Raw genomic sequence first — 12,665 nt, 5'->3', positions numbered from 1 at the left:
GTCATGACAACTGCTGTAGGCATCGACTTGGGCACAACCAACTCGGTCATCGCAAGCTGGCAAGGCGGCGAGCCGGTGGTGATCTCCAATGTGGAGGGAGCACGGACGACGCCTTCGGTGGTGGCGTTCACCGAGAACGGTGAGCGTCTGGTGGGCCAGCTTGCCCGACGACAGGCGATCTTGAATCCGAAGGGCACGATCTACTCGGCGAAACGCTTCATCGGACGTCACTACGACGAGATCTCCGAGGAAGCCAAAGCGGTCAGCTTCGACGTCGTACCGGGTGACAACGGTGAGGCCCGATTTGACGTGCGTGGCAAGAAATACGCACCAGAGGAGATCAGCGCTCTCGTGCTGCGCAAGCTCGTCGACGACGCGAGCAAGTTCCTCGGTGAGAAGGTGAAGGAAGCGGTCATCACCGTTCCTGCCTACTTCAACGACGCGCAACGAAACGCCACCAAGGACGCCGGCCGTATCGCAGGCCTCGAGGTTTTGCGGATTATCAACGAACCGACCGCTGCGGCACTCGCGTACGGCATGGACAAACAGACCCACGAAACCGTATTGGTCTTCGACCTCGGCGGCGGAACCTTCGATGTGAGCCTGCTAGACGTCGGAGAGGGGGTAGTCGAGGTTCGTTCCACGGCCGGCGACTCCCACTTGGGCGGCGACGACTTCGACCGACGCATAGTGGACTACCTCGCCGACGAATTCCAGCGCGCGGAGAACATCGATCTGCGTAAGGATGCGCAGGCGTTGCAACGACTGTTCGAAGCCGCGGAGAAGGCAAAGGTTGAGCTGTCCTCGGTGACCCAGGCCCAGGTAAACCTGCCTTTCGTCACCGCTGACGCGAATGGTCCCAAACATCTCACCACTACGATCATGCGATCGAAGTTCGATGATTTGACTGCCGATCTGGTGGAACGGTGCCTCGGCCCGGTGAAGCAGGCCATGAGTGACGCCAAGGTCGCCGCCAACGACATCGACGAAGTGATACTGGTCGGCGGTTCGACACGTATTCCGGCTGTACAGGCGCTGGTTCGCCGGCTGACCGGCGGCAAGGACCCCCACATGGGCGTCAACCCGGACGAGGTCGTTGCCCTCGGAGCCGCAGTCCAGGCAGGCGTGCTCAAAGGCGAGGTTTCCGATGTGTTGTTACTCGATGTCACCCCGCTGTCCCTCGGAGTCGAGACGCAGGGCGGGGTGATGACGAAGATCATCGAGCGGAACACGACGATCCCGGCACGGCGCAGCGAAGTGTTCTCCACGGCGGAAGACAATCAGTCCGCGGTAGACGTCGTGGTGTTGCAGGGCGAACGCGAACGTGCGGCCGACAACCGGGTGCTGGGTCGGTTCCGGCTGGAAGACATCCGCCCCGCGCCACGTGGCGAGGCCCAGGTGGAAGTCATTTTCGACATCGACGCCAACGGCATCCTGAACGTCACCGCTCGCGACAAGGATACCGGCAAGGAACAGAGCATCACGATCAGTGAACAGGGCAATCTGGATCAGGGTGAGGTCGAGCGCATGTTGGCGGAGGCCGAACGGAACCGGGGTGAGGACGAGGCGCTGCGCAAGGCGGTCGATGCGCGCAACGGGCTCGATTCGGTTGCGTATCAAGTGGAGCGGCGACTCGCCGAACTCGGTGACAGTGCCCCGCCGCATGAGAAGGCGCGGGCCGAGATGCTGATTGCCGACGCCCGAAAGGCCGTGCAGGACGGCGCTTCACCCGCGGAGGTTCAGCCACTCACCTCGGAACTGCAACAGCTGCTCTACGGACTTGTGCCGGACCAGTCGGACGACGGCCAAGCAGGTGGCGCTGATGCTGCGTCGTCGGATGACGGCGACGTGATCGACGCCGAATTCGATCGAAGCTGAGGCGCACGATGGAAATGTCTGCAGATCATTCGACGACTGAGCCGACTACCAACAGCGCCGACACGGATCAGAGCAAGACCGCGTCCGATCGCGCCGAGACGGCAGACGAGCTGTCTCAACTCGAGGACCGTTGGCGCAGGGCCGTCGCAGATCTGGACAACCTGCGCAAGCGATACGCCAAAGATCTGGACCGTGAACGCGCCGCGGAAGTAGCGAAGGTTTCGGCGGCGTGGCTGCCGATACTGGACAACTTGGAGCTTGCGCTTGCACACGCAGGCAGCGATCCGCAGGCCGTCGTCGAAGGTGTGAAGGCGATCCGGGACCAGGCGGTACAGGTGCTCTCACGACTCGGCTTCGAGCGCCACGACGAGGTCGGTGTGCCGTTCTCCCCGGAACTCCACGAAGTGGTCAGTGTGGTAACCCGACCCGACCTTCCGTCCGGGACCGTGGTCGAGGTTTTGCGCCCGGGTTATGGAGAGGACGGGCGACAGTTGCGGCCCGCCGCGGTGGTCGTCAGCCGCCCAGAGGGGTGAGCACCGATGGCCCGTGACTACTACGAAGTACTCGGCGTACCGAAGGGCGCCGGCACCGACGAAATTCAGCAGGCGTACCGCAAGCTGGCCCGCAAGTACCACCCCGATGTGAACAAGGATCCCACTGCGGAGGACAGGTTCAAGGAGGTCAACGAGGCCTATCAGGTGTTGTCCGACCCGGATACCCGGAAACGCTATGACCGATTCGGTGACGACTTCCGGCATGTACCCGAGGACTACGACGAACGGGTGCGGGCAAACGCCGCCGGGTACGGCGGTGGCGGGTACGGCGGTGGCGGGAGAAGGGTGCACTTCGGCCACGGTGTCGGTGGTGAGGGTGCGGTCGACTTCGAAGACCTCTTCGGGCAGATGTTCGGCGGAGGCGGTGGGTTCGGACCGATTCCCGGCGCCGATCAGGAAGCCGAACTGCAACTGGCTCTGGAAGAGGCCTACCAGGGCGGAAAACGCACTCTCAGACTGGACGGACGGCAGTATGACGTCGACATTCCAGCCGGCGTCCTGGACGGCCAGCGAATCCGGTTGGCCGGGCAAGGCGGCCGAGGCAACGGTGACGCGCCGCCCGGGGACCTGTACCTCGTGGTGCGGATCAAACCGCATTCACGGTTCCGCGTGCAAGGTCGGGACATCTACGTCGATCTGCCCGTATCGCCATGGGAGGCGGTTCTCGGGTCGACAGTCGTCGTTCCCACACCGGGTGGAGAGGCGAAAGTCAAAGTGGTGCCTGGCTCTTCGACTGGTAGGAAGCTGCGCCTGCGCGGAGAGGGAATGCCCAATCCGCGCGGTGCCAACGGCAACCTCTACGCCGAAATCAAGGTGATGGTTCCGTCGAAACCGACAGCACGTGAACGCGAACTGTTCGAGCAGTTGGGCGCCGAATCGAACTTCAATCCGAGGAAAGAGACATGAGCACCTCAACGCCGATCACTCAGTACGTATTGGTTCGCCGTACCGGATTGTCGCCGGACGCCTTCGCCGAACGTACTGGCCTGCACCCGGATCTGGCACGAAAACTCGTGGCTCTCGGACTGCTCGACGCCCACCGCTACGCCGGCGGAGAGATGTCGTTCGACCCATCCGAAGTGACCCACGCCGCACGCATCCAACGACTGCGGACGGGTCTGGGTCTCAACTACTCGGCAATCGGGCTCGTGCTCGATCTGCTGGATCGAATCGAAGGACTCGAAACAGCGGCCCGCAGAAGGAGGACATCCTCATGGACACCGGCAGCTTGACCGAAAAGTCACGAGAAGCCTTGCAGGAAGCCCAGAATGTTGCAACCAGAATGGGCCACACCGAAGTCGACGGAGAGCACCTGCTGCTCGCGTTGGTCGATCAGCAAGATGGGTTGGTGCCCCGACTGCTCGAACAGGCCGGCGCGAATATCGAAGCACTTCGATCCGATCTGGATCGTGAACTCTCGCGTAGGCCGAAGGTCAGCGGCCCCGGCGCAACTCCCGGTCAGGTGATGATCACCCAGCGTCTGGCCAAGCTGCTCGATGCCGCAGAGCGGGAGGCGAAGAGACTCAAGGATTCCTACGTGTCGGTGGAGCATCTTGTGATGGCCCTCTCCGAGGAAGGATCGGCCAGCGCGGCCGGGCGGGTCCTCGCCAGTCATGGGGTCACACGAGACACCTTCCTCACAGCGCTGACGAAGGTGCGCGGCAATCAGCGTGTCACGTCGGCAACCCCGGAGGGGGCGTACGAGGCATTGGAGAAGTACGGGCGCGACCTCGTCTCCGAGGGGCGGGCAGGCAAACTCGATCCGGTCATCGGCCGGGATGCCGAGATACGCAGGGTAACTCAGATCTTGAGCCGGAAAACGAAGAACAACCCGGTGCTGATCGGCGACCCCGGTGTAGGTAAGACTGCGATTGTCGAGGGTCTCGCCCAACGGATCGTCCGCGGTGACGTGCCCGAGGGCCTCCGCGACAAAACGATCTTCTCGCTCGACATGGGTTCACTGGTGGCCGGTGCGAAGTACCGCGGCGAGTTCGAGGAGCGGCTGCAGGCCGTGCTGTCCGAGGTGAAGGCGGCCGAGGGGCGGATCCTGTTGTTCGTCGACGAGTTGCATACCGTGGTCGGCGCGGGATCAGTAGGCGGTGAGGGATCTCTCGACGCCGGCAACATGCTCAAACCGATGCTCGCCCGCGGCGAACTGCACATGATCGGTGCCACCACCCTCGACGAGTATCGCAAGCACATCGAATCCGATGCGGCACTGGAGCGTCGATTCCAGACCGTTCTCGTCGACGAGCCCAGTGCCGAGGATGCGATCTCGATTCTGCGTGGACTTCGAGAACGCCTCGAGGTGTTCCACGGCGTGAAGATTCAAGACGGTGCATTGGTGGCCGCCGTGACCCTCTCGCACCGGTACATCACCGACCGATTCCTTCCGGACAAGGCGATCGATCTCGTAGACGAGGCGTGCGCTCGGCTCCGCACCGAAATCGATTCGATGCCTGCCGAACTCGACGAGCTCACCCGCAAGGTGACCCGTCTGGAGATCGAAGAGGCCGCACTGTCCAAGGAAACGGACGCGGCCAGCAAGGCGCGCCTCGAAGAATTGCGCAAGGAGCTGGCCGACCTGCGGGCCGAGGCAGACGCCCGGCACGCTCAATGGGAGGCGGAACGGCAGGCAATCCGGCGGGTGCAGGAGCTGCGAGGAGATCTGGAACGGTTGCGCCTCGCAGCCGAGGAAGCCGAACGCAACTACGACCTCAATCGGGCAGCCGAGTTGCGATACGGCGAGATTACCGAGCTGGAACGCCGGCTAGAGGCGGCGGAGGAGCAACTGACCACCAGACAGGGCCAAAATCCGTTGCTACGTGAAGTGGTCACCGAAGACGAGATCGCCGAGATCGTGGCCGCATGGACGGGCATCCCGGTCGCCCGGCTGCAGGAAGGCGAGCGGGAGAAGTTGTTGAAGCTCGACGAGATCCTCCACGAGAGGGTCGTCGGTCAGGACGAGGCGGTGCAACTGGTCGCGGACGCGGTGATCCGGGCAAGGTCCGGTATCCGTGATCCGCGTCGGCCGATCGGTTCGTTCATTTTCCTGGGCCCGACGGGCGTCGGAAAGACCGAGCTCGCAAAGACTTTGGCCAGCGCCCTATTCGACAGCGAAGACAACATGGTGCGCCTCGATATGAGCGAGTACCAGGAGCGTCACACGGTGAGTCGGCTCATCGGTGCACCTCCCGGGTACGTCGGGTACGACGAAGGTGGCCAGCTCACCGAGGCGGTGCGGCGCAAGCCGTACTCCGTGGTGCTCTTCGACGAGATCGAGAAGGCCCACGCCGACGTCTTCAATACCCTGCTGCAGGTGCTCGACGACGGCCGGATCACCGATTCTCAAGGGAGGCAAGTCGATTTCCGGAACACGGTGATCATCATGACCTCCAACATCGGATCCCAGCATCTCCTCGACGGGGTCACAGCCGACGGCGAAATCAAGCCGGACGCCAGGGAACGGGTGATGGCAGAACTGCGCGGGCATTTCCGCCCCGAATTCCTCAACCGGGTCGACGACATCGTGCTGTTCTCCCCACTCACCCTGCCCCAGATCGAGTACATAGTGGAACTGCAACTCACCGACCTTCGAAACAGGTTGTCGGAGAGACAGATACACCTGGAAATCACGCCGGAGGCACGCCGACTGATCGCCGAACACGGGTTCGACCCTGTCTACGGTGCGCGGCCGCTGCGCCGATACATCGCACACGAGGTCGAAACCAAGATCGGCCGTGCACTGTTGCGCGGCGAGATCAAACCGGACGGCACCATCAGCGTCACGGTGGACGGCGGCGAGCTTGCCGTCGCGTATGCCGAACCCGCCTTCGCGGCGGCCTGAGAAGAGGTAACTGGTCATGGGATCCGAAAAGGTGAAGTGCCCGAACTGCGGCAAGACCAACAACATCCCGGCGACAGGGGAAGGAAGACCTCGCTGCGGCAACTGCCACGAGCCGCTGCCCTGGATCGCCGCGGCGGGAGACGGTGACTTCGCGGAGATCGTCGAAAAATCCTCGGTGCCTGTGCTCGTGGATCTGTGGGCGACGTGGTGCGGCCCGTGTCGCATGGTCAGCCCCGCGCTCGAGCAGCTCGCCAGAGAACACGCCGGCCAGATCAAGCTGGTCAAGGTCGACGTCGATGCTGCACCCCGGACGGCTGAACGATTCACCGTCCGCGCCGTGCCGACTCTGCTGGTGATGGACCGGGGTGAGGTTCTCGCTCGCCAGTCGGGCGCAGCTCCGGTCCCCCAGCTGCGCACGTGGCTCGATCAGGCGCTCTCGGAAAATGCCGGCGAGGAGGCGAAGTCATGAGTCCTGTCCATGCGGACCCACATGTAACCGCGATCCGGGCCGTGGTGCCCCGTACCCCGCAGGGCTGCGAGGAATGTCTTCGCCTCGGCACCCCGTGGGTGCATCTGAGGCTGTGCCTGACGTGCGGACACGTCGGTTGCTGCGACTCTTCGCCGGGCAGGCACGCGAGTGCTCACGCTCACGCCATCGGGCATCCGATCGTCCAGTCGATGGAGCCCGGCGAGGATTGGCGGTGGTGTTATGTCGACCAGAACTTCGTCTGAGGGCGCCTCACCCATCGGGTACAGCCCGCCGGTCGACGACGAGACCCCGGACGAGGAGGGCGCCTTCCCGCGGCTGACGGACGACCAGGTCGCGAAGCTCGAGGTCGGTGGCTCGCGTCGACCGGTTCACGGCGGCGAGGTGCTGATCCGAGAAGGCGCGCCTGACAACGATTTCGTCGTCGTCCTTTCCGGAAAGATCGCAGTCGTCGACGAAGGCGACGCGGACGGCGAGCGCCGGATACTGCGCGTGCACGGTCCTGGGCGTTTCCTGGGCGAGCTCGGACTCCTGGAAGGTCAGGTGGCGTTCTTCACCGCCGAAGCGATCGAGGACGGCGAGATACTCGTCGTCCCGGCCGAGCAGGTACGCGAGCTGATTGCCCACGATCCCGTGCTCAGCGATTTGATCCTGCGCGCCTACCTTGTGCGTCGGCACTTGCTGATCGGGCTCGGCTCCGGATTCCGGATCATCGGCTCCTGCTTCTCCCCGGATACGTTGCGACTTCGTGAGTTCGCGATGCGAAACCGTCTGCCCCACAAGTGGTTCGACTTGGAACAGGACGAACGAGTGGAGCAGCTGCTACGCAGCCTGAACGTCGCACCCGAGGACACACCCGTCGTGATCTGGCACGGCGAGAAGGTGCTGCGCAATCCGACGAATGCGGAACTCGCACGCGTCGTCGGGCTTCCTGTCCCGGCACCCGTCGCGGACGCAGCCAAGGACGTCTACAACCTCGTCGTCGTGGGTGCCGGACCGGCCGGCCTGGCCGCATCGGTGTACGGCGCCTCGGACGGGTTGAACACGGTGACGTTGGAGCGGATCGCTGCGGGCGGCCAAGCCAGTACCTCATCCCGGATCGAGAATTATCTGGGATTCCCCGCCGGGGTCTCCGGCTCCGAATTGGCCGAACGAGCCGTGCTCCAGGCCGGGAAGTTCGGCGCCCGCATCCTGGTGTCGGCAGAAGTGACCGGTTTGGGATCCGAGGCCGGGAACCATGTGCTCCGACTGGCGGACGGCGGGTCGGTGCACGCCCGGGCCGTTGTGCTCGCCGCCGGGGCGCGGTACCGCAAGTTGGCCGTTCAGGGGATCGAGGCGCTGGAAGGAACAAGCGTGTACTACGCCGCAACGCATCAGGAAGCACGGATATGCGGCACCGACCCGATAGCCATCGTCGGTGGCGGCAACTCCGCCGGCCAGGCCGCCGTCTTCCTCGCCGAGCACGTCTCACAGGTGCACCTGCTCATCCGCGGCGATGACCTCGGGAAGAGCATGTCCCGATACCTGGTCGACCAGATCGAACACCATCCGCGGGTCACCGTGCACCGGCACACCGAGATTCGTGCGGTCCACGGCGAGAAATACCTCGAAGCAATTGCAGTCGAGGACAATCGCACCGGCGACCAGGACACGATTCGGGTGCGCGCCCTGTTCGTCTTCATCGGGGCGGTACCGCACACAGCGTGGCTTGCCGACGCGATCGCACTCGACGACCACGGCTTCGTCCTCACCGGTGTGGACGCGATCCACGCCCGAGCGGACGGCAGCCTGCCAATCAACGGCGGCCTGTCCAGGACGCTCGAAACCAGCCTGCCCGGGCTGTTCGCGGCGGGCGACATCCGCCGCGGTTCGGTGAAACGAGTCGCATCCGCCGTCGGCGAAGGAGCGATGGCCGTACGCCAAATCCATGAATACTTCGAAAGGAGCTGACGACATGCCAGTAATGGGCACCGTGAAATTCCAGCGGTTCTTCAGGGCAGCGGCCGGACTGCAGGTCGACCGGAACGATCTCAAGCGCTATACCGATTTCATCGACGACAAGATCTACGACGTGATCCTGATCGGGAAAGCCTCCGCGAAAGCAAACTTGCGCGACGTGATCGAACCGTGGGACCTGCCGATCACCAAGGGATTACAGGAGAGCATCCACCGGTTCGAAAAACTCGACGAGGAGATCGAACTTCAACCGCTGCTCGATCAGCTCACGGCCCGCCCGCCCTTGGACGTGGCCCTCTCCGAGGAGACAGAGCAACGACTGCCGCTGATCGCAGGAGGGTTGAGCGTAGCGCTGGCGCAAACTTTCGCCACGGTCGAACCGGACCGCAAGAACCCCGGCACAGCCCAATGGACAGTCGCCTTCGACATCTTCCACCTACTTCTGTGATTACCACCCGTCCCGGCTGACAGCGCGTCTGAGTTCGAATATGCTGTCCGGCTGCGAAAATGGCGGTGCGATTCAGAACTGCCTGTCAGTTGGCGTCGACGACGGAGGATTTCCGGCGAGAGGTGCGGTTTCCGCGCTCGATTCTCGAGCAACGAGAACTCCAGTGAGGGACTCGATTACAGCCCTCAGATCTTCTGCCGTGAGCGAGTTCGGCTTACACGCCGAACCTCTGACACCGGTAGTCCGCGTGGCCAGGCGGCGAGCAGAACTTGTCGATCGCCGATCGCTCCTTCGGCTCATCTGAGAACCTTTCGTCTTCGCTTTCTCGATCCCCGCATCGGGCGGGCCCTGAGCACTTCTGGGCGCGCACAGCTCAAGGCCCGGCAAGGAGACCAGTGAGGGTGATATGGCCTTGCCTTGACGAACACCCGCCCGATTGTTTGCCCCCTCGAAAGGAACGGGTGCCCCCGACCCGACGAAGGTTATTGCGCACTGTTTGTGGACGACAGGGTCGAAAGTCCCAGTTCCATTGTGATGAGCAAGCTTTGACGGTGGCCGAAGTGTTCTCCCTTACAGCTGGTTCGGTGTGTGCACGAATATCGACATCGGTCGCAGCGACTCCGACGAACGAGCACCCGCGATGTTCGATGCCCGATCCACCCGCAAACATCGGGAAAAGACCTATTTGGCAAAAGCATTCGGAACGGACGTCGGCAAACCAAATACCAGGCACGGGCCACCTTTCCAGCCGCCACGGCTACTGCGCGGCTAGCGTGACCACTTCTTGGCATCGAAGGCGACAGAGCCAGCGGCTCCATTACCGCACCGCCGCTACTGACGAAGTGCCGTGCCGCGCCGCCCGCTTCGAATCGAGGCCGAAGGCGGCCACCGCTTTTGTCGAGACCAGGCGACGCATCGGGACTTCGACTGTTTCCAACTTATCCCCACCCCGAGCGCAGCAGCCGTTTCTCACGCTACCCCGCTGCTGCGATCTTCAGGGACCGGAACAGTTCCCAAAAAAATCTGGCACTCTCGGTTGCAGAGTGCTAATTCGTGTGGTTATCATGTTCTCGCACAGTGAGTTCGGTCAACCGCCACAGTGGCGGAGACCTTTCTTTTCAGACATGGGAGGTGTGTTGCTGTGCTTCGTTTCGATCCTTTCACCGACATCGACGCGATCAGCAAGTCCGTACTCGCCGCGGGAACCGGCAACGGACGCAGTCCACGGTTCATGCCGATGGACCTCTACACGGTCGAAGACCAGTACGTCCTGCACGCCGATCTTCCCGGCGTCGACCCGGGATCAGTGGACGTGCACATCGACGGGTCGACCCTGACGTTGACCGCGCATCGCACCGCCCTCTCCGAAGAGGGCGTGAGCTGGCTGGCGAGTGAGCGTTTCGCCGGAACATACAGACGGCAACTCTCGATCAGCGACGACATCGACGCCGAACAGATCGTCGCCTCGTATGACAACGGCGTGTTGACTGTGACGTTGCCGATCGCAGAGAAGGCGAAACCGCGGCGGATCGAGGTCTCCTCCGGACCGCCCTCCCGAACCGGAACCATCGAAGCGACAAAGCAGGTGCAGGTCGAAGCCTGATCCGCTTGGCCCGACCACATGATGGTGGGGTGACTCCCGAGGACACACGCGATGGGTTCTCGGGCCTCGCCCCGCCACCGTTTCGATCTCCCACTGCACACTCGTGGCGCACACCGGCACGTCCACCTCACGAAAGAATCAGCACGAGAACCCTTTAGCTGTCATGACTGCATCCACCATCCCCCCGCACGAACAATCCGACAACACCGGCAACGCCGAATCCCGAGCGCACACCCCACCCGATTGGTGGGCTCAGCACCGTCCTGTCACCAGCGACGAATACAGCGACATGGCGTTGATGTTCGGTGCCCTCTCGATACTGACGTTCTGGATGTTCGGCCTCGGCATCCTCCTCGGTGCCGCCGCCATCGGAACCGCCCTGGCAGCGCGTCGACCCGACACCCCCGGACGCGATCTGGGCGACAACACCGCCGGCGTGGTCGGGATCCTCACCGGCATTGCCGGAATCGCCTTCGGCGCCGTCTTCCTCACTGCAGCACTACCCCACCTGTAGACAAACCGAATTCGGCACTCGCGAAATCGGATTCGCTTGTGCTGTAACGTGATCACGGTGCGCGCTGGCCGGTGTCGCGGTCGGAGCCCGATCGCTGTGATCCTCCACTTCGTGCTGCGTTCGATCCTCACGAGAGAATAGGACTGCGCTGGTCAGCTGCACATTCCCATCACGAACCGTCGGCAGGGATCACGACCTCGCCCGCGGTCGCGAACGCCACCGGCAGTAGCGCCGACGATGCGCTCTCGCGATCATTCATCCGCCTCGTTCGACCGCGTTCGGGTCTCCTCGATGCGTTGCCGCTGCCGGACCCCGTACGTCGCTTCCGTGACGGCGTCGTCGTCCTCGAGACCCGACCCGAGAGCCCCACCTATCGTGGCGATCGACGCCAGCAGCCAGGCGAGCGTGAGGTAGTCGGAGAAGTTCACCCCGTGTCCGAGAGTGCGGGCCAGCAGTTCCGGGGGAAGTGTGAGACACGCAGTGAACAACAGTAGACAGAACAGGGCCACGTGGAGGACGGTCACGCCGATGAACAGGGTGACCACGGTCGAAATGTTGTACAGCACGGATCGATCGCGCTCTTCCGACGACTTCGGCCGCTCCCACAGTTCGTGATCGACAATCAGCCAGAGAATCATCGCCACGATCGACAGGACCGTAGCCGCGCTCATACGCCAAGGGCCCATCGTGTCGGCGAACGACCAAATCGTGCTCGTAGCCAGCGCGATCGCACCCGTGGCGAAGGCACCGACGAGCACCTTCGACAGTCCGGCGACCAGCCGCCACGGACGGTTCGCCCGCACCATCCCCGACAACAGTCGTAACCGCCGCAGTCCTGATGGCGCGAAGTAACGGCTGCCATTCTCCGTCTGCACACACGGGAACCGTCGCGCCGCGCCCTGCGGCATGAGTTCCGGTTCACCAAGGATGCGGGCTATCGCGAGTTCGGTAACAGCGCGGACGCGGCGCTCGATGTGGATCGCACCCACCCCGGCGACAGAGACAAGCGCGAAGCAATGGTCGGGGCTGACGTCGGCCACCACCGGCAGCGTATCTTCGCGGCGCGGTAGATCAGTGAGGTATACGACGATGTCCTCCCCTTCGGAGGACGGATCGACCGCCTCGATGACCTCCGCGAAGTCTGTTTGCTCGTCCGAGAGGTAGGGCTTGCTACGTACACACGTCGTCCACCGGCGCTCGAGGCGGTCACGGCTTCGCAGCCGTTGCGGCAGATACTTCGCTATGCGTTCCGCGAGAGCCGCAGCTTTGCCCGGTTCCGCGATCAACAGCACCGAGGCCTGCTCACCTACGGCACCAGATCGCTCTCCCTGAAAGTGCTCATTTGTCTTCACCACCTTCACCTACCCGCCCGGACTTC

General features: G+C 63.3%; 12 protein-coding genes. 11 read left to right on the top strand and 1 reads right to left on the bottom strand.

Annotation, left to right across the window (positions count from 1 at the left end):
- The first annotated feature begins 3 nt into the window (after positions 1-3).
- The 11 genes from dnaK to ACFQ6Y_RS27985 all read left to right on the top strand — a co-directional run bounded on the left by dnaK (position 4) and on the right by ACFQ6Y_RS27985 (position 11,287).
- Positions 4-1,878: a molecular chaperone DnaK gene (gene dnaK / locus ACFQ6Y_RS28035; protein ID WP_378530167.1), complete on the top strand. Its 1,875-nt coding sequence runs from the start codon at positions 4-6 to the stop codon at positions 1,876-1,878.
- A gap of 8 nt (positions 1,879-1,886) precedes the next feature.
- Complete coding sequence (locus tag ACFQ6Y_RS28030) at positions 1,887-2,411, top strand: nucleotide exchange factor GrpE (RefSeq protein WP_378530165.1); 525 nt, start codon at positions 1,887-1,889, stop codon at positions 2,409-2,411.
- Positions 2,412-2,417: 6 nt separating this feature from the next.
- On the top strand, positions 2,418-3,338 hold the full coding sequence (locus tag ACFQ6Y_RS28025) for a DnaJ C-terminal domain-containing protein (RefSeq protein ID WP_378639827.1): 921 nt from the start codon (positions 2,418-2,420) through the stop codon (positions 3,336-3,338).
- Positions 3,335-3,664, top strand: coding sequence for a chaperone modulator CbpM (locus ACFQ6Y_RS28020; RefSeq protein ID WP_378530161.1), 330 nt, complete (start codon positions 3,335-3,337; stop codon positions 3,662-3,664). Before ACFQ6Y_RS28025 ends, ACFQ6Y_RS28020 begins: the two co-directional genes overlap by 4 nt.
- Positions 3,646-6,279 carry an ATP-dependent chaperone ClpB gene (clpB, locus tag ACFQ6Y_RS28015; RefSeq protein WP_378639824.1) on the top strand — a complete coding sequence of 878 codons (2,634 nt, stop codon included), beginning with the start codon at positions 3,646-3,648 and terminating at the stop codon, positions 6,277-6,279. Before ACFQ6Y_RS28020 ends, clpB begins: the two co-directional genes overlap by 19 nt.
- 16 nt (positions 6,280-6,295) lie before the next feature.
- Entirely contained in the window at positions 6,296-6,748 is a 453-nt protein-coding gene (gene trxA, locus ACFQ6Y_RS28010) for a thioredoxin (protein WP_378530157.1), read from the top strand.
- Complete coding sequence (locus tag ACFQ6Y_RS28005) at positions 6,745-7,011, top strand: UBP-type zinc finger domain-containing protein (protein ID WP_007735548.1); 267 nt, start codon at positions 6,745-6,747, stop codon at positions 7,009-7,011. Before trxA ends, ACFQ6Y_RS28005 begins: the two co-directional genes overlap by 4 nt.
- On the top strand, positions 6,989-8,716 hold the full coding sequence (locus ACFQ6Y_RS28000; RefSeq protein ID WP_378639821.1) for an FAD-dependent oxidoreductase: 1,728 nt from the start codon (positions 6,989-6,991) through the stop codon (positions 8,714-8,716). The genes ACFQ6Y_RS28005 and ACFQ6Y_RS28000 overlap by 23 nt, the downstream gene beginning before the upstream one ends.
- A gap of 13 nt (positions 8,717-8,729) precedes the next feature.
- Complete coding sequence (locus tag ACFQ6Y_RS27995) at positions 8,730-9,170, top strand: DUF1931 family protein (protein ID WP_024487875.1); 441 nt, start codon at positions 8,730-8,732, stop codon at positions 9,168-9,170.
- A gap of 1,141 nt (positions 9,171-10,311) precedes the next feature.
- A complete protein-coding gene (locus tag ACFQ6Y_RS27990; protein WP_378639819.1) occupies positions 10,312-10,773 on the top strand; it encodes an Hsp20/alpha crystallin family protein in 462 nt (153 codons plus the stop codon).
- 163 nt (positions 10,774-10,936) lie between these two features.
- Complete coding sequence (locus ACFQ6Y_RS27985) at positions 10,937-11,287, top strand: hypothetical protein (protein ID WP_378639817.1); 351 nt, start codon at positions 10,937-10,939, stop codon at positions 11,285-11,287.
- Positions 11,288-11,538: 251 nt separating this feature from the next.
- On the opposite strand, the gene ACFQ6Y_RS27980 is transcribed toward ACFQ6Y_RS27985, so the two are convergent.
- Complete coding sequence (locus ACFQ6Y_RS27980; protein ID WP_378639815.1) at positions 11,539-12,639, bottom strand: hypothetical protein; 1,101 nt, start codon at positions 12,637-12,639, stop codon at positions 11,539-11,541.
- Positions 12,640-12,665: the final 26 nt, after the last annotated feature.

The organism is Rhodococcus sp. NPDC056516 (genome assembly GCF_042794655.1).
GTDB lineage: Bacteria > Actinomycetota > Actinomycetes > Mycobacteriales > Mycobacteriaceae > Rhodococcus_F.
Note: the sequence above shows the minus strand (reverse complement) of the source record. Positions and strands in the feature narration are given on the sequence as shown.